Origin of the sequence: Alteromonas sp. AO-Serp (assembly GCF_017849675.1) — a bacterium.
GTDB classification, from domain to species: domain Bacteria; phylum Pseudomonadota; class Gammaproteobacteria; order Enterobacterales; family Alteromonadaceae; genus Alteromonas; species Alteromonas macleodii.
In genome coordinates this window covers 18,570-37,693 of the sequence record NZ_JAFLMX010000100.1, presented here as the reverse complement: position 1 = coordinate 37,693, position 19,124 = coordinate 18,570, and the positions used below count along the sequence as shown (strand labels likewise).

Here is a 19,124-nt window from a genome sequence, read left to right as displayed (position 1 = left end):
CTATGCTCCTTCTGCACATGAAGGCTTTATCTTTCTTTTTTCTAACTGCCCATTAACTAGAAAATGAATCAAAGGATTAATTGGAGCAGCCGCTACGTCGCTATACTGTGTAACATAAAATTGAGTTGAAAAGTCAGCGCTGGGGTCGTTAAGGTGCTTATAACCTTCCAACAAATAATGTTTGGCAACTATCTCATCAGACCCAGTAATCTTATATTTTTCTCGATACCAATTAGCATCGAAGAGATTACTATTTAAAAGTCTTCGAATATCTCGCTCAATCGCTTTCGAGTCAATTAGTAAACTTTCAAACCATCGATAAAAAAAATGTCTAATCCCTCGCGCCAGTTTTGTTGCATATCGACCTCGATTAACTGCGTCGCGGTGCATTTCAGAGTTGCCAATATAAATATCAACGTTGTGGCTGGCGCTTACCCTCACGTTAGTCCTACGAGTTACTTCACTCGACTTGAAGTCCTTTCTTCTTGATCTTGAAGTATTTTTTATAAAAATCTCAGGGTATAATGCTTTGACATCTGCTTGAGTTATATTTTTGTCTTTCAAGATTTTTTTACTGTCACCAAATGCGGCTTGATAAAAGACGTTATTGTTTTCCATACCTACACTTTTCGGAGAGGTTGCTTAGTACCTTCTTGCCGAAGAAGGTGCTATTTAAGTTAGTCAATTAGTTTCAATAATACTATATCTAGAGGAAAAATCGGCTAATAGTTGTAATTTAATTACATTCTGACAAGATAAAGTTTGCCACTTTGAGAGCAACACGTCTCCGTTCTTCGTGGAGAATTTCCGGATGAGAAAAGAGATCAGCTAAACGTGTTAAAGTGCTATAGTAGGCTTCCATATTTACAAATTCAGGCGTCCATTGAGCAATAACCCCAGCAGCCTCTAACTCATTAACTTTGTAGAAATTTAATACACTCTCTTCGTCAACAAATTCAAACACACGGTGTGAAGGACCTGCATAGTAAAGTGGAAAGCTACCAAGCATAAAAACGTCGAAAATTTTTTCTGTTATATAGTTATCAACATGGGTATTTTCGAATGCTGAAAAAAGTGGGTACTTTCCTCGGTTGGTAAGTAGTTTATCTAAATGCCAATCAGGCAACTGTTGCCTTGCCACACCATCTTTCCACCCTAAACCTTTCTTTTCGGCAACGCTCTCGTCAAGTAAAGCCGCTAAGTTTGTTCGATAGCTAGACAATGCTATTTCGCCAAATTCTTTGTGATACTGAACTTCACTTTGTCTCTTTTGCTGAAGAAAGCTTATTTTTTTATTCTTTTCCGTCCAGTCTTGCTTAAGTATCTGGTCGTTAAAATTAACTAAGTGTTTTTTAATTTCAAAAGCATAACGCGCAGCATATTTACTTTCCGTAGTTATGAAATAAGGCAACTTATCAAATTTAAATATATTACTATTAAAAAAATTTGCCGTTGCAAAACTGAGCGACACATCTTTGTAAGTAATTGTAGCGTACCGTTCAGTAGGGTGGTTGGGGGACATTAAGTCCCATAAAGGTTCTTCGGATATTACCAATACTTTAATTCTAGGATTCTTTTCTAAATAGCTACCATACTTCTCAATAAGCCCATTAATATCTATTGAAAATCCAGTTATCACAACGTCTGCTTCAAAGATATTTGACGTGAAATCAAAATAAATAGAAAAGAATGTCCGGTATTCGCTATATGAAAGTGGTGTTCTATTTGCATGCCTGCCATGTAAGTGAATTTTTATTTTAGACATAATCACGGCCTCTCACAGATGATAGCGAATAAGCTAATTCTATAATCTCTCTTATAAAGTCATCACTTGAGTTAGAATATCCCGTCAAGCAGCTTCGATAAACTTCAAACTGTTTCAAAATTTCCTGAAGGTTGGAATGTGGATGATTGAATAGGTACAGCTTATTCCAGTCTCTTGACACTGCCCGTAATAAAGATTTATTAGAGTGCGCAAGAAGTTCAAAGCTACTCTCAGGGATAACTGGCAACACTCCGCTCTCAATACTTTCACAAATTACATTAACTACTTCGGCGATATTCGCTCGTATGATGACGACGGAAGAGGTTAAAAGCAGCTTTTTAAACGCATCACTGTCACGAATATCGCGAGACGCTATTTGAATTGTATTTAACGGAATCTTATCGTGATGGTGAACTATTCGCCCATCGTTTGCTTCTACCCTAGCAATATTCTGCTGTTCAAAAACTGAAGCTTCTAAAGTAACGCCCGTCTTCCCCATAGCTCTAATGTAAAGTAGATTTTCTGCACTACTAATCAACTTTTTTTCTTCTATGTTGGGCAGATATAGAATCGTTACACCATGCTTTATGAATCTATCGACCGTTCCGTTATCGACAAAAAAAGTTACTATAAGGTGGGTGACTCCGAGGTTGGCGACTTGAGAAGCAAAATTTACCACTTCTGATGCACTGCAAATCGAAATTGAGAATTCTGAATTAGAAAGACGATGTTCAAAAGCGCTATCAATATCGCCTACTTGATGAGCATGACACCATGCGTCCCATTGCATTGATATATATGACACTTTAGAAAAACAACTTTCATAAACACGCAACAATTCAAAAGTTCTGCGCTCGGGGCCGTGACAGCTTTGAAATCGCTCGTAATTGATAATCATAGAATCCGCTCTGCATCAATAACATTAAAGCAGTCAGTTCGTATGCTCATGAATAGGGTAATTTGTAAGGGAAAAGAGGTCATCCATTTACCTATTTATTTAATTTATCTAACTCATTCTGATTTTGAACGTACCATTCGAACACATTTTGAAGGCCGTTTTTTAAACTGTACGTATGCTGCCATCCTAGCGAGTGCAACAAACTAACGTCTAACAGTTTTCTTGGCGCACCATCCGGTTTACTTTTATTCCAGATGATATCTCCTTTGAAGCCAGTAATATCAGCAATCGTTTCCACTAACTCTCGGATTGAACAATCTTGACCGGTTCCAATATTTATGTGGCTCAATGTGGGACGTGTAAACCTTTGGTAGGTCTCAGGCGAGAGGTTCATCACATGAACACACGCAGACGCCATATCATCTACATGTAAAAACTCCCTCTTCGGTGTGCCAGTGCCCCAAGCAACAACTTCACGATTCTTACGCCTTGCAGCTTCATAAAATCGTTTTAATAGCGCAGGAACTACATGCGAATTTTCGGGGTGAAAATTGTCATTAGGACCATAAAGATTTGTCGGCATTACGGAACGATAGTCTCTACCATACTGACGATTGTAACTTTCACAAAGTTTTATACCCGCGATCTTGGCTATAGCATATGGCTCGTTTGTTGGCTCAAGAGGCCCGTCCAATAGAACATTTTCACTCATCGGTTGCCTTGAATTTTTTGGGTAAATACAACTAGAACCTAAAAACAATAATTTCTGCACATTGTTTAGGTGCGCAGCGTGAATAATATTAGCCTCGATAGATAAATTTTCATATATGAATTCAGCTGGATAGGTACTGTTTGCATAAATACCACCTACTTTGGCTCCAGCTAAATACACCTCATCAATACGGTTTGTTGAAAAAAAATTGAAAACGTCTTTCTGAGAAGTTAGGTCTAATTGATTTCTACTTCTCACAACTAACTTAGTGTCAGGCTTATTTTCTAATTGCCTAACTAGGGCAGAGCCGACCATACCTTTATGACCAGCAATGAATACGTTTTTCATTTCACTCCTCAAATCCATCATAAAAATCAGTTGGTATGACAAACAAAGTCTAATTCTTATTCTTTAGTTAGAGAAATCGAAAAGCCGTGTGTTTTGAGCAATGCATGACGTCTTGCTTTTTCGAGATCAGACTCGACCATTTCAGCACACATTTCCTCAACGCTAATTTCAGGTTCCCACCCTAACAATTCTTTGGCTTTAGACGCATCCCCAAGCAATGTTTCAACTTCGGCAGGTCTGAAGTACCTTGGGTCCACCTTAACGATGACATCGCCAATTTTAACGCTTGGCGCTTTCGTAGCGTCAACGTCAGTGACTGTAGCGATTTCATTTGTACCACTCCCAGAAAATGCAAGAGAAATTCCAGCTTCAAATGCAGCAAGCCTCACAAACTCTCTAACAGAAATCTGTTTGCCCGTAGCTATCACAAAATCATCTGGTTTATCCTGTTGTAGCATCATCCATTGCATTCGAACATAGTCTTTAGCATGCCCCCAATCCCGTTTAGCATCTAAGTTACCAAGATAAATGCACGTTTCAAGGCCTTGCCCTATATTGCAAATACCTCGAGTAATCTTTCTAGTAACGAAGGTTTCGCCTCTGCGAGGACTCTCATGATTAAAAAGAATCCCATTGCAAGCGTACATACCATAAGACTCACGGTAGTTCACTGTAGCCCAATACGCGAAGAGTTTTGCAACCGCATATGGAGACCTTGGGTAAAATGGTGTGCGCTCTGTTTGGGGAGTTTCTTGTACTAAGCCGTATAATTCTGAAGTAGATGCCTGATAGAACTTTGTTCTGTGTGTAAGCCCCGCCATGCGGATAGACTCCAATAACCTTAAAGTTCCTAGTGCATCTACGTCTGCAGTGTATTCCGGTGATTCAAAGCTTACCGCAACGTGACTCTGTGCAGCTAAATTATATACTTCGTCCGGCTTTATCTCTTGAATAAGCCGAGCCAGATTAGAAGAGTCTGTCAAATCGCCATAATGCAAAATTAGACGAGGGTCGTCGATATGGGGGTCTTGGTATACATGATCGATTCTGTCAGTGTTGAAGCTAGAGGCACGGCGTTTAACGCCGTGCACCTCGTACCCTTTGGACAGAAGAAATTCCGCTAAATAAGAGCCATCCTGCCCCGTTATTCCTGTTATTAGAGCTTGTTTCATTTTTTATTGGTTCGTCCATATATTCATAAAGGCCTTCACTTATATGAAACAACCTTTAACGTAGAAAAGGTTTACAAAAAGCCTTTTATGAAGTCTACAAGCTCACGTTGCACTGGCTGCTCCTTATCTTTCGCCTTCAAATAAGCTCTAACAGCAGCCTCTTTATAAGGTAAGAATGATGGCTTGTCTTTAACCAAACTGACATACCTAACTAGCGAATCAGTGTATCTACCTTCTAAAAACAACTTGTTTGCCTCAGCAAATGTCGATGGCTGATTAAAAATTGACTCGCTCGAATCAACATTTTTATTGAACAAACTATTGTAATCTTTCCTCTCAAAAATTTCTAAGCTACCACCAACAGTTGCGTTATAAACTTTTCTACCAACGCTCTCAAAAGCAACCTTTGCCATACGATAGTTGTTTCCTACTCTATCAAGCTTAGGATCTTTCCATGTTTTTCCAGCGCCGAAATAATCTTTATGGAAATGATTTGGATCGTCGGAGTCGGATAATAGCACATCACCACTTCGCTTATGAGAGTCTGGAATAATGTAAGAAAAATCCATACCTATGAGATAAACTTCTTTAAATCCCATATAGTAAGCAAGTTGCAAGTTGATATAAGTTACCGATTGGCCACAGAACAACTCTTTAGTTGCATCAGTAGAGAACCTAGGGACACAAAAGTTAGGAGATGACTTTTCGTAGAACCCTCTATTCATTTTAAAGAAAAACGTATTTGGCTGCTTCGGGTGCAACCTTTTATACACTGTTGGGAAAAACTTGAAAGGAGCATAAAAGGACTTTATTTCCTTAAGATTTTCTTTAATAACAGAACTATCCTCCACAACATAGAAAGTTGGTCTAAATCCTGTTTCTCGTGTTTTGTAAAAGAATGAATTCACACCAAAAGTATATTCATTTTTCAGAAGGGACAAGTCATGCTCGTTCAGAGAAGGACCATTGCCTATAATAAAGCAGCGCTCTCCTAAGAATGCATTTCTAAATTGTTCTAATTCATCAGTATCGGGATCTGGCGCTTCGTAAATCTCATTAGCTTGATAACTATCAAAATCTTTAAAATTTGGTGGCAATAACATCCCATCAATGTCTTTGTCATCTAAAACTTCTTGTCCATTTATCGAAATGGATTTTCCTTCTTCATAAAGAGCTATATCAGCAAAACTCTTGCTTTTTTTGATCAGAAGTTTAACTAAATCCTTCTTACTGGGATGATTACAAAATGAATGGATAAACTCTGTAGGACCAAGCTTTGGTGACCACTCACAAGAATAATTTTCTTTTAAGTGAGCATAAATTTCCTTGAAATTTTTCCTCGCAGCTTTATCCGTCGGGTGGTAGAGATGCACATAAGCATGAGGAGATATTTTGATTCTCTCTTTTTTGACAAGACCCAGTGCGAGAACATCTAATGAGCGATCTTCGCAGCCGTAACCAACGTATTGCTCGAAGCCCTTAAGCTCCAAATAGGTTTTTCTGTTAACAATAACAATCCCACCCGTTATGGTAACAGGGTTTTTGATCTTCTCGGGATCATTTAAATGAGTTAGAGACTTAGTCTTTACTATCTTGTCAGCTTCAATCTCGTCTGTGTAATAAACATTTTGATATGGTGAAATAATATCATATTTATCAATATAGCAATCTCTAATATCTGCAATGAAATTAGAGCCAGGCAATACATCAGTATCCATTAGCGCAACAACTTTAGATTCCTCGCAGAAGTGTTGAACCGCTACGTTATACCCCCATCCTCTATTATATTCTTGAGGATTGTAAATAAATTCATATCGAACAAATTTATATCTACTCAAGAAGGTTTCTTTTAATTTGCGCTTGTCTCCCTGTTCAACAACTAGAACGTCAAACATATCTTCATAATGATGCTGTATCCACTCTAACAAAACGGATAGGTTATGAAGTCTTTGCGAGTCACTTGACTCTAGCATTAATCCTATTATTAGGGTTGCAAACGGCTTACCTTCAGGAGCATAGTTTTTAGAAAATTTGTCTTTCTTCGCGCCAAAAAATCTTTCAATGGGCTTAAACTCAACTAACTTACTTTTATCTCTAATTAAGTTTTCTGCGAAGAATTCACTTGTGACGTTCCAATCAGACTTCATTTCCAATCCCAGCCTTTTTATTAGCTCAAAAAATATCCAATCACTTCCTTGCTCTGTAAGGTGCATATTATCGCAAGTGAGTTTTTTGATCTGTTCTTTATCCCACTTTCTTAGGTCGATAGTCCGTTCAGGACCAAGAATATTAGTAAAAAGATCCGAATACCGGTGAGTGACATCTATATTTTCCGGCCTACCCCTTTTAAAGTCCCCTTCCCAGTCAGGTAGTAATCTATTTGAGTTTATGAAAATTAAATTCTTTATGGCTTTGAGTTTTTCAGCAACCACTCTTGCCATTTCGAGACTATACATATTTATAGTCTTCTTTCCTTCATAAGTAGTCTCAAATGGCCGCTCAAGATAATTAACAATATTCTCTTCACCAAAAAAGTTATCAAATAATGTTTTTTTGTTATTTACTATTTTCTTGGAGTAATCTCTTGTATTTGATTGCCAATCACCTTCATTATCTATTTTCAGATTATTGTAAAGATCGTTGATTGCGCTTTCTTGCGGCCTAGGCGACCACTCGACAATACCAGTGTATAGAACAATCGCATCATAATCCTCGACACTCTTTTCGTTAATATAATCAAAGAAGTCTAATGTTGTAGTCCATTTCATTGGACATAAAACCATTTCGACTTCAACATTACTGGCTTCTGAGGCTAATCTTTCGGCAAATATTTTATGACTACTTCCAGCAGGCTTATGTTGCCCCCTACTGTCTGTAAATATGAGAACCTTTTTCATATCAATACTTTTTCATTTTATTAATTTTTCACTAGGTAAGACTTATAACTTTGTTACTCAAATGACGGGTCACTTAAACAATTATGTATTCCACCTGAAACTGGAACACATGCGCCTTGAATAAATCTGCAATTATCTGAACACAGATATACGGCAAGTTCAGCAACTTCTTGGGGTTCTGAAATTCTGCCAAGCGGGTGATATCTGTTCAGCTGTTCATATTTTTCCGGCGTTTTACTGAAACCATCAACGAGCATATCGGTTGCAACTGCTGCTGGTTCAATTGCATTTACACGAATTTTATCTCTTAAATCTACGGCCAAATTTCGAGTAAGGCTACTCAGTGCACCTTTAGAGGAAGCATAGGCAACAAAATCTCTTTTAGTTTGTGTTGCGTGAATACTACTTATATTCACTACTGAACCATTATTCTCAGTAAGCGTATCTAAGAACGTTTGTATTAAAAAGAATGGTGCATGAAAGTTTACATCCCACGTCTTAGCCCAGTCTTCGCTAGAAATATTCTCTGTGGCAGAGGTTATTTGAACCGCTGCATTGTTCACCAACGCATTTAGTCCCTTACCCTCTGTCAATTCCATTACACTTGAATGCAAAGACTCTAATTCTGTGGAATTAAAAGCCAAACGCTCCAAATTCAGACCCAGCTCGTATACATCTTTGTTACGCGCTTTGGATTCCCATTTAATGTCTGCGGCGATAACTCTATAACCAGAATTAACAAACGCATCTACCAATGCTTTTCCTATACCACCAGCTGCTCCAGTTATAAAGGCCCAAGGCTTATTTGTCGGCATAAAGAAACTCCGCAATTTTGTCTATAGCCGCTTCGCTGGCCCTGTGCACACCTTCTATTGTATTAGACCCATTATGAGACCCAAAAATACATTGAGGCATATTGCGTAATGGTGATTCTACTGGCAATGGCTCTACTTCAAATACATCTAGCGCGGCAGAGGCAGTATGTCCTCTTTGAAGAGACGCTATTAAAGCTTGTTCGTCAATTAATGGACCACGAGCTACGTTCACAACTTTGCTTCCTTTTTTCATCTTGCTAAGTGTTTCAGCATTCAGCATATGAAAATTATGTTTATTCAACGCACATGTAAATATCAAAAAGTCTAGTTTTTCTAAACACTCCGGCCAAGCTGCTCGCTTAACGAAATTCAGTTCTTTGTTGCCATCTACACCAGGGTCATAAGCAATTACTTCTACGTCAAAACCAGAAAGGCGCTTCGCTGTGTTAAAGCCTATATCACCAAAACCAACAACACCTATGGTCTTCCCAGTTATGCTCATTCCAGCTGGCTTTGGCCAACCGTTGGTCGTACGAATTTCTCTATCAATATAAAAAGTTTGTCTTGCTAAACCTAGCATTAAGCTCATTGCAACATCAGCGACTTCAGATCCGAACATGTTGGGAGTGTTCGTAATGGGAATGTCCAACTCTTTGCATGCTTCGAAGTCGACGTTATCAACGCCAATTCCCCATTTAACAGCAGCGGTTAATCCGCCTTGCTTGGCTGCAGTAAACACTTCTCTTGTTGCTGGGTCATCGCCAATAATCCACCCATCAAAACCTTTCAATAACTCTTTCAGCTTTGTTTCGGACAAAACTTGAGTTGTTTTGGCCGCCACCAATTCAATACCTTTCGCCGCTGCAGGCTCTTTAAACTGCTCAAAAAGCCCTAACATTGGAGGACACGTTACTAATACTTTTTTCATTTGTCACTTGCCTCTAAAGATTGAATAAGACCTTTTTCTATAAAATACTGAGTTGCAACGACAGCCATGTCCCAATCGTCTGGCGTATCAATATCTGAACTCTCCATTGCTGGCGATTCCATCATCATTGGCTTCGCCCCAATTCTTGCTCTTGTTTTTGCGAAACTACTTTTAGTGAAAAGATACAAATTCGAATTTTCTTCAAACCAAGGCTCTAAGTCCTGAGTTGGAAGTAAGTTATCCGGATCATGGTTTACAGGCGAGCAGTCTTCTCTGTAAAAGCGCGTTTGAATTTTATTAACAGTAAACAGTGAGTCAGCCGTTTCGTTAGCTTCTGCATTGTTAAATTCAGAAATGGCTTTCGATATTGTTTTTGCACTGAGCAGAGGGTTTGTAGTGTGCGTCATAATGTACAAATCTGCTTCAACATTCTCAATGTCATCAGCTAACACTAAATTCATTGATACTTCGTCTCCACAAATTTCCTGTTTTCTATCTCTTATCACCACTCTATCACTTTCAATTAAACCGTTTTCTGCAAGGATTTCTCTCGCATCTGTATTTATCACGACGGTATCAATTTCCTTTACTTCTAATAAGCTATCAAGTATCCACCGAAATAACGGTTTTCCACAAAAGTCTCTAAAATTTTTACCTTTAACACGTGTACTATTTGCTTTCATTGGAAGCAATGCGACTATTTTCTTGCTCATATAATTTTTTCTCTACATCCTTGGGATAGAAATAATGATACTTCATTTTAGAAGATAATTTGCGCACTTCGTGATTGCCGATATAGGTACCCCAGTAGTGCATAAGCCTAAACATAAATATCTGCGGAAATTTTTTTAGAAATACTTTTTGACGGATCGCAGCAGCCGAATCGGAGAATAAGCTAGAAACAAAAAAGCGACAAAAGTCTCGAGCTGTAAAGTGTACCTCAGGCATAATTTTTTGCAGAGCGTAAGCTTCGCGCTCATATCTAGTTCTAACCTGCAGCCACGATTCGTCATGAATATGGTGAACAGAGGCTTTCGAGGCATATGCAACTTTACCACCCGCGCTCACTAGCTGCTTAGCTAGGTACATATCCTCTAAACCCGTTAACTCTTCATTAAACTTATACTTCTGCCAACTTTTTCTAGTGACAGCTGCATTTGCATTGTTACAAAAAAAACCTTCTTGAGGTACTTTATCATAGGCAGGAAAGCACTTTTCAAAGTGCTGATACTCAGAGAACTTAGTAGAATCTCTTCCCTCTTGTCGGCCGTATGAATAGTCAGCTACTCCCTCAATAAGAGGCTTTACAAGTTCGTCTATCCAATATTGATCTACAGGAAGGCAATGACCGCTCACAAAAATAAGGAAGTCACCTTTTGAGAATTCACATCCAACATTCAGTGAACGGCCGAAAGTGAAGTCAGCCTTATCAATATGAGTGATTTTGCAAGGATATTTTGCCGCGATATCTAATGTAGAATCAGTAGAACCAGAGTCTACAATAACAACTTCTAGTTCAACTGTTTCACATTTTTGGGAAAACACAAGCTCGAGCAGCTGATCAAGGTACTTTTGCTCGTTGAAAGTTCGGATAATAACACTAGCAATCATCTTTTAGTCCATCAAAAGTCTCAACCACTGCACCGGTATCATCAAGGTTAATCATAAACACTAATCCAGAAAGCGCATAGCTTTGAGAGCCGTCATCTATAAGCCCCTCTTTAGCAGTTGTAATAAACAATGTAGATAGGCCTTTCCCGCCGAAACAACAACTTGAGGGTTGTGATACTGGTAGCTTAATCTCGTTTTTCATAACGCCATCGGGATTATAACATACTACTCTTCCTTCACCCCATACAGCGACCCAGATATTTCCATTTCTATCTATTGCACCACCATCTGGTGTTCCTTGGTGGCCCTTTTTGTCAATGAAAACTTGCGAGTGCCGTGTCGATTTATCTAAGCGATAGCAAATTTGTTCCAGTGAATCACTTACTAACAATTCATTTTGATTTATCCAGCAAAATGTATTCGGAATAGCGACTGAGCTCTTCTCTTTTCGAATATCCCCCATTTTACCTATGCTAAAAATTTCTCCCTTACCAGGTTTGGGAGACCAAAGCATAGTTCCAAACCAATATCTACCGTCCGGACCAACTACCCCATCATTTGTTCGATACCCTTTTTCTAAATTTAAAGGATACACAAAATCAAATTTTCCACTCTGAACATGAAAGAGACACAAATGTGTTTCCGTCAAAAGCCAAAAGCTGTTCTTACTTATTGAGTCGGCTGCAATAGACGAAGCTGCTACAGGTAGCGACCAATAAAATTCATCGCCAGTTTCAACCTCTTTCTTATAGAGTCGCTTACTTAGTATGTCCACCCAAAACAAACTATGAGTGGCAGCGCTCCATAAAGGCCCTTCTCCCAATTCACAATTTGAGCTTGAAAATACTTTTAAACTTTCCCAAGTCGAGTTTAAGCTATTATTTTCAATTTTAGTTTTTTCAAGTATTAAAGATTTCACGATAATTTACTTTATTAAATATTTTGCATTTACCATCTAAGGTGGCATCCAGAATTTCTCTTCCATCACGCTCAAAATTTTCTCGAGCTATTGCGTAGAACTTTTCAGATTTTTTTAAGTCGGGGTTATCCCAGTTTTGACCAAACCCAAAGTAATTGTCTGCAAAGTGATTTGTATCTGCACCTTCCATGCGATTACTTTCGTTCGGCTTCCCTTCAAACTTAAACGAGTGATCCATTCCTATAATGATAACTCGCTTAAAGCCTAAGTAGTAGGCTATTTGTAAAGACGCATAGGTTACCGTTCCCCCTTCTCTCACCCCCTTGGCTATATCTTTACAGAAGCTATCAGGAGGAGCTTTAGTATTTATCTCGTATGTTATTGAATCTTCGTTAATAATGCTTCCCTTTCTATTACCGATAAATTTCACACAGTTTAACTTTTTGATAGATTCTTCGCTTTGCCTCACAACCGTCGGATTCACGGCCACATAATAATTTGGATAAAAAGCAAACTTTTCAAATCCTAGAAAAATCTTATTCATACCTATTGTGGTCTGATGCGCTAAAAAATCTAAATTCATTCTGTTTAGCGAGGGGCCGTTTGCGATTAAAACACACGTCTCTCCCTTATGACGATCCTTAAGTAGTAATTCGACTCGCATGCTTACAACCTCTTGAGAAGTACTGCTCGGTTTCGTTCATCGATAATTTCAAATCCTCGTTCTAAAAGAAACGGAACAGCCAATGTTCCCTTCGCAGTCCAATTTCCATCCTCATCTCGCCAAGTATCATCAATACACACCACTCCATTTTGGCTAAGAATGCCAATTAAGGACTCAGCGCATTTCAGGTGCATTACATGACATTCTTTTTCGTCAATCCTATGGCCCAGATACTTTTTGTACCTTGCCTGTCTTAACTCACTGTGATTACCATGATCAAAGTCATAGGCATCTAAAAACACAAAATCTAACTGGCCATCGTACTCTGCTAGAAAGTCTTCTCCTTTTTGATTAATAGCTTTTCCGGATAAAGATTCACTGGTCATAGTAATAGTTGCTAACTGAGTGTTGTTGGGATCCATATCTACTGTAATGAACTGAATACCCAATTCATGGCAAAGCGTAGCAAGTTGAATCGTTGACCCTTGCCCTGGGATGTCTTCGCGAGTTGTCCCTATTTCTACAAACGTTTTTTGCTTTTTCTGTTGAAATGTACCGCTCTTGTTTGAATTGATGTACTCAATTAAAAGGTCATGTCCATGCTGCTGTCTCTTTTTAGAGGCTCGTCGTATCTCGGTAAATGCATGTAAATAATGCTCTCCATCATACTCTCTGTTGCTTAAAAACTTGCTCATAGCAACTACCGAAAAGTCAACGGCCAAATCCCATTTCTTCAACAAAATAGAGCGTTGTGCCAACTCAAAATTAAGTTGGCCATTATCACCTGAATCGACATATCTCGTTGCAGTATTGATGAAATGAACAGCCATGAGTTCATCATTTCTTTTGGAGAATAACTGACTAGCTTTACAACAAAATGCAAACTTCGATAATTGGCTGGTGTTTTTATCTGTCAATATTGAAGATATTTTCTCTAAGAGCGCCAATTGATCTTTCGCCTTAAAGCACTTCGTCGCTAATTTCACTCCATTTTCAATCTGTGATTTCTGTAAATCAGTGAAAAAAAGTTGAGCGTCTTTTAAATCTAAAGGAGTCTTTTTTAATAAATCTAGTAGCTTACCGCTTTCTTTCACTTGAATAGTAAGCTCTTTTTCTAATTTTTGATTAAGTTCAGAACAAAAGTTAAGCCGTTCGTTTAATACTTCAAGATTTCGCTCCAATACGCTCTTTTCACTTATTAATAAAGCTTTATCGCTTTCGTACTTATCGCGGAGTATCAATTCATTTTTTTCAAAGTACTGCTTATTAAGCTGAATCTCCTTTGTAGCTTCTCGCAATTGTTCTCGCATGCTATCGAGCTCAGCGTTTGTTTGCTCAAGTTTTGATTGCAACTGATTAATTTCGTATCTTTTTGCTGAAAAAGAAAATGTGAAGTAAGGGATATCTGGATCACTATTATCTACACTGACTAGTTCAAAGAACTGTTGTTCTAACAGTTCTCTTATCAAAGCTATAGGAGCCATGCCCTCGTATAACTCAAATTCACTACCCAGTACAATTATCGTCTGAAACGCTTTAATGTGGCCCGATTCAATTAAATCTTCTATTACGCCAAAAGCTTTGTCAGGTATATCTAGAATAAGATCGCTACTGGCTTTCGGTAGCTTCAGCTTATTGATAAACGAAGTAGCTGAAACCACATCCACAGAAATGCACTTTTGCTCTTTTAATCCAGGAAATAAAGAACAAAGCTCTTTTGCTGTAGAAAGAGATGAAAACTCTTCTATGCTGTAGATAGTAAACAGCTGTTGACTTTTCTCTGTATGCTCGCCAATTGCGACACTATTGAACGCTATATTTTCATGCGAAAAATGGTTAGCTAAGTGTTCAAAGCAGTCATTCCGTGCATCAACTAATATAACATTGTCATAATTGCTCAGGTCGATTTGAGGTTGAGCTCCGCAGCCAACACCTAGCCATATTAGTGTCCTTTTGCATTTGCCCATGTCCTTACCTAGTACTTTTTTTCTTGTTGTGCTCTAATAATTTAGGGCTTTGAAGGCGGCCTTCATCTTTGCCAAATTTTAAGTAATGCAGAAGCGGATTGGTATCTGATTGGGAAACATCCGGATAACGATTTAAGTACCATGTACCATCAAAATACTGGCTTGGATATCTACCTTCTAACCACCCAAAATTGAGATAATGCTCGGCAGGATCTATTCCCGACTTTTTAACATCGGGATAAGTTTTTACGTACCATTCAGCATCAAATAAATCACTTGAATTGATAATGTCCAAATCGGCTTGTATCTTTCGATTCTTCGTCTTTGTTTTACTCACCGCACTTGTCAGCACTCTGACGGGTTTGCTAGCCTTCCAAGCAACTGACGATCGTATGGAAGCTAGCTCACTCTTTACGTGCCGTAATTCAACGCTCAGCAGTCTTTCGCTTTTCGACAATTCTTTAACTTGTTTATCTGCAATCTTTAATTGTCGTTCTGCTAATTTCAACTTAGTAATTAATTCGTTCTTTACCAAAACATTTTCATGTTCCTTGGTGTTTTTTGCTTCGCTTTGTTTTAACGTTGTGAAGTATGCCTCCAACTCCGCTTGCAAGTTAAAAATTTGATTAAGCAAAAGCTTGTTCTCGATTGCAAGCTCTAATTTTTCATCCACAGATTTTTCTAACAATTCATCTATCTGGTTTTGAAGCTCACGTTTATCAGCTTTGTGGCTTTGCGCTTGCCTCTCTAATTGCTCTTGTATCTCAACAAGTTGAGTTAAATGGAGTTTCGCCTCTTGCGACTTTTCATCTAATTGTGACATCAAATCAGCTTTTTCGGCTTCAGCTTTTTTATTCATTTTCTCTAACTTACTAATTATTGAATCTTTGTTTATCTGTGACTTTCTTAACTCTTTGAGATTCGCTACCGACTGCTCAACCACAGACTCTTTCCAACTATTGTTTATGACAACGCTACATCCATCTAACGTATTAACAGCTCTATTAAGTTCATTATGAGATTTGATTATATGGAGTGCTAGTGTAGTAGCAGTAGTTGCGCTTCTTATTGGCCTTAGATTTGTTACTCGCAAGCCTAACTGGTGAATGCTTTCTATTCCCTTAGTGGTGGCGTAATCAACATGACATTCATTGAGTAATTTAAGCTGTTTTCGATAATTTTTATATACGCTAACCAAGTCCTCTGAATAACTCGCCGTTAAATGAACCGCTTTTTCCAACTCCAATTCACGATCCAAGTGTTCTTCCAATATTACCTCTGGGCTAGGGTAAAGAACGAAACACTTAATCCCTTGCTTAAGTAAACTAGTCAACTCTTCAATACTAATGCATTCTTCATTGGGTGCTAAGTCCACTTTTTCGAAAGACTCACCCGCTTCTTCTATTAACTCAACAGATCGCCTTTTGGCCAAACTTTCACGGATAGCTAAATGTTTGAGCGAGACAACTCTAACCATTTCTTTTCTCCAAAATATTTCAAGCTTCCCTACCATTATTTTTGGCTTAGCTTTAACGATAAATACCACTAAGACTTAGAAATCACTCTTATTTACCTTGCGACAAGTTTAACCAACTTAGCTGATACCACTTCCGGTAAATAATTGTTTTGAACTTTTTTCTGAGCTTTCTCAACCATTTGCTGCATTACACTTTGGTCTTTCAGCACAGTTTCTAACTGATAAACTATGGCTTGCTCGTTGCGAGGTGCCACGAGAATACCACATCCTCCCTCCAATAATTCAACAATAGCTCCAAATTCATACCCGATGACAAGGCAGCCATGCGCCATTGCTTCCAACGCTGTTCGTCCAAACGATTCTGCAAAATGAGAAAGACAAAGTAAAACATCAATATTGATAAATGTCTCCGATATATTATCTGTAAAACCTTCAAATCTGACATTTTTGCCAGCGTAATCTCGAAGCAAGCCTAATAATATATCTGTTTCGGGGCCATAAATTAAAAAGTTTATAGGTAAGCACTTTTCTTCGCACAATCTCGCAATTTCGAAAAAGTCTTGGATACCTTTTTTGGGAAGATTGCTACTAATTATCGTAACATTTAATGACTCTTTATGGCTATTACGCTTTTTCTTAAGGCTTTTGCTATCAATGATGTTAGGGATAATTTCACAAGGAAAAAAAGACTCGTAGTGTTGGGCGGTAGTTTTGCTGTTAGCGATATAAAGGTTGTTGAGGTTCTTCAGGTGCTTTAGTATATCTATCGAGTCTGCTCCCAAGAGACTACATAACTCAGGATCTTCTTCTGTTATTTCCCTTATATGCATAACTTTTTTTATGCCACATAAGTCTGCAGCTAAAGTAGGTTCCCACAGGGTGATAGTATTGCTATAAACACAAGAAATTTCATATCGTTTTATACAATGAGATATAAGCTCTACGTGCTCGTCTACTATACTCCTACCTTTCTTCCACCATTTAAGTGGGATAAATGTTATGTTCACACAATATTTCTTGAGCTCTTCAATGTACTGCTTGTTTTTTGCTTCGGGTAAGATGAGATAAATATTTACGCCGTGCCCATGTAGAAGCGTTACACAGTCCAAAAAACTTCTTTCAGCTCCAAAAAGGTGCTCACCTGCAAGGTGCCCCACCATTAGTACCTTTTTACTGTCTTCTGTACTGATTCCATTTCCATCAATGTGCACAATTGTAGACAGCTTGTCTGGATCTGTTGCCCAACGTAATACTCCGTCATATAAGGAACAATCATGTAGATAAGAAAATGCGGACGGGCAAAACAATGCATTCAGCTCTCTCCCTTCGTATATTCCATGAGAAACATAATGTTCAATTGGGTTGATACCCGCAATTCTGATGTCTTCGTATTTTTCTAAGTACCACTTCTCATCAAACAAATTATGCTCAACCAAATAATTTCTTAAATTATTTTTCCGAACTCTATCTGATCCTCTGCAAATATACGGAGGTACAACAAATCTTCTTTTCCCATCAAAAGGCATATACAGCCTTCTATCTTTTTCATGCCATTTTTGGGCACTATCTAGGTAGTCCTTCCTAACTCCCCTAAATTGTGTGCTTATATGAGTTAGGCTCTGCTGTGTTAGCGACTTTGCCTCTACACGGCCTAATGCCAGTGGCGTGCCGGGCATCACCTCTACTATGGAATTCGCCCCATACACGCTAAGAATTCTATAATAATATTCAGTATCCGCATTCACTGAAACAGAATCCCAGTAACCAAGCCTTCTAAATACTGCTCTGTCAAACATTAGGCTAGAAACGTTGCGGTGTATCAAGCCACTTTCAATTCGCCAATTTTGAAATGATAAGTTTGATTTACAACGAGCCCAGTGGCTAACGCTAGCTTTTGCTTGCCTTTGACTTTTTAGCGCCTTAACTTGGAATTCAATTTTTTGAGGGTGTGACCAATCGTCTGCATCATGTGTGGTAACATACCGACCTTTTGCAGCTTTTAGACCTGTATTTCTTGCAACGTAAGCGCCGCTGTTTTTAGTTAACTTTAAATAGCGAATGCGCTTATCTCTCTTGACAAACTCACAAGCTACTTTAGCTGAGTTGTCTGTAGAAGCATCGTCAACGATGATTATTTCAACTTTCTTATAAGTTTGCGCTAGCAACCCCCTAATAGCCACACTGACTGTTTTCTCGGAGTTATAACAAGGAACTATAATACTGACTAATGGTGAGTACCAATTGGCAGCTACTTGGTATTGGGGGAAAGCTTGAAGTCTATCAAAATACTCAACACTTTTAACCAAGCTAATGAGCTTGTTGTTTTGAAACAATGCATTCAAGTGATGTTTTTTATCTTTGGCTTTCGCAACCGAGCAGTGAGCTAAACTTTTTTCGTTTCTGTTGACCCAAGGTAGCTTGTTTATTAATGTATCGATGTCATTGATTATCTGCAGATTTTCATAACATGACACTAATAAAATTGACGGCCCATCATGTTTAAGCAAACTAAATATTTCGTTATTTTTTTCAAAACGACGAGTATAATGATAGGCATTTTTCCAATCATTTCGACTAGCAAACCAGCGGCCAAGAAACCAAGCTGCTAGGTCGCTTTCACCGTCTTCGTTTCTGCTAAAAATCCCATCTAAGTCATTCAGAATTTTTTCATTTTGTTTAGAAGACCACAACTTCTTATCAAGCATTACAGCGTTAAAATGACAAGGCCAGCGTCCTTCATCAATGCCAAACCTTAAGAAATGAAAACTCGGTTTCATTCCAGACTTCTCAACATCGGGATAAGTTTTACAGTACCAATCAGTATCAAAATACTTCATTACTGATTGGGTGGTAGATCGTGGCATGGTAATATCAGATTTGGTACAACAATGCATGTAATGGTATTAACGTTTTGGTATTCCGTCTAGGAGAAATATTGGCTCCAATTCACA

The 19,124-nt window shown here is 38.4% G+C and carries 15 protein-coding genes; all 15 read right to left on the bottom strand.

Features of this window, described 5'->3' with window-relative positions:
• Entirely contained in the window at positions 1-618 is a 618-nt protein-coding gene (locus QVA83_RS07870; protein ID WP_168477701.1) for a hypothetical protein, read from the bottom strand.
• Between the two features lie 118 nt (positions 619-736).
• On the bottom strand, positions 737-1,765 hold the full coding sequence (locus QVA83_RS07865; protein ID WP_168482006.1) for a hypothetical protein: 1,029 nt from the start codon (positions 1,763-1,765) through the stop codon (positions 737-739).
• Positions 1,758-2,663, bottom strand: a complete 906-nt coding sequence (locus tag QVA83_RS07860) for a hypothetical protein (RefSeq protein ID WP_168477629.1) — start codon at positions 2,661-2,663, stop codon at positions 1,758-1,760. The genes QVA83_RS07865 and QVA83_RS07860 overlap by 8 nt, the downstream gene beginning before the upstream one ends.
• A 91-nt stretch (positions 2,664-2,754) precedes the next feature.
• The gene (fcl, locus tag QVA83_RS07855) at positions 2,755-3,723 is read right to left on the bottom strand and encodes a GDP-L-fucose synthase (RefSeq protein ID WP_287498315.1); all 969 of its coding nucleotides are present in this window, start codon (positions 3,721-3,723) and stop codon (positions 2,755-2,757) included.
• Positions 3,724-3,779: 56 nt separating this feature from the next.
• Positions 3,780-4,895 (bottom strand): GDP-mannose 4,6-dehydratase, encoded by a 1,116-nt coding sequence (gene gmd, locus QVA83_RS07850; RefSeq protein WP_168477633.1) that lies wholly within the window; start codon positions 4,893-4,895, stop codon positions 3,780-3,782.
• Between the two features lie 71 nt (positions 4,896-4,966).
• Positions 4,967-7,792 carry a 6-hydroxymethylpterin diphosphokinase MptE-like protein gene (locus QVA83_RS07845; RefSeq protein WP_168482004.1) on the bottom strand — a complete coding sequence of 942 codons (2,826 nt, stop codon included), beginning with the start codon at positions 7,790-7,792 and terminating at the stop codon, positions 4,967-4,969.
• 53 nt (positions 7,793-7,845) lie between these two features.
• A complete protein-coding gene (locus tag QVA83_RS07840; protein WP_168477563.1) occupies positions 7,846-8,607 on the bottom strand; it encodes an SDR family NAD(P)-dependent oxidoreductase in 762 nt (253 codons plus the stop codon).
• Positions 8,594-9,535 (bottom strand): phosphoglycerate dehydrogenase, encoded by a 942-nt coding sequence (locus QVA83_RS07835; RefSeq protein ID WP_287498314.1) that lies wholly within the window; start codon positions 9,533-9,535, stop codon positions 8,594-8,596. Before QVA83_RS07835 ends, QVA83_RS07840 begins: the two co-directional genes overlap by 14 nt.
• Complete coding sequence (locus QVA83_RS07830; RefSeq protein ID WP_168477561.1) at positions 9,532-10,248, bottom strand: acylneuraminate cytidylyltransferase family protein; 717 nt, start codon at positions 10,246-10,248, stop codon at positions 9,532-9,534. The genes QVA83_RS07835 and QVA83_RS07830 overlap by 4 nt, the downstream gene beginning before the upstream one ends.
• Entirely contained in the window at positions 10,205-11,146 is a 942-nt protein-coding gene (locus QVA83_RS07825; protein WP_168477558.1) for a glycosyltransferase family 2 protein, read from the bottom strand. Before QVA83_RS07825 ends, QVA83_RS07830 begins: the two co-directional genes overlap by 44 nt.
• Positions 11,136-12,065: an SMP-30/gluconolactonase/LRE family protein gene (locus QVA83_RS07820; RefSeq protein ID WP_287498313.1), complete on the bottom strand. Its 930-nt coding sequence runs from the start codon at positions 12,063-12,065 to the stop codon at positions 11,136-11,138. The genes QVA83_RS07825 and QVA83_RS07820 overlap by 11 nt, the downstream gene beginning before the upstream one ends.
• On the bottom strand, positions 12,046-12,729 hold the full coding sequence (locus QVA83_RS07815) for a 6-hydroxymethylpterin diphosphokinase MptE-like protein (RefSeq protein WP_168482000.1): 684 nt from the start codon (positions 12,727-12,729) through the stop codon (positions 12,046-12,048). Before QVA83_RS07815 ends, QVA83_RS07820 begins: the two co-directional genes overlap by 20 nt.
• A gap of 2 nt (positions 12,730-12,731) precedes the next feature.
• On the bottom strand, positions 12,732-14,696 hold the full coding sequence (locus QVA83_RS07810) for a hypothetical protein (protein ID WP_168481998.1): 1,965 nt from the start codon (positions 14,694-14,696) through the stop codon (positions 12,732-12,734).
• Positions 14,697-14,700: 4 nt separating this feature from the next.
• On the bottom strand, positions 14,701-16,209 hold the full coding sequence (locus tag QVA83_RS07805) for a coiled-coil domain-containing protein (RefSeq protein ID WP_287498312.1): 1,509 nt from the start codon (positions 16,207-16,209) through the stop codon (positions 14,701-14,703).
• 56 nt (positions 16,210-16,265) lie between these two features.
• Complete coding sequence (locus tag QVA83_RS07800) at positions 16,266-19,010, bottom strand: glycosyltransferase (RefSeq protein ID WP_168481994.1); 2,745 nt, start codon at positions 19,008-19,010, stop codon at positions 16,266-16,268.
• Between the last annotated feature and the right edge of the window lie 114 nt (positions 19,011-19,124).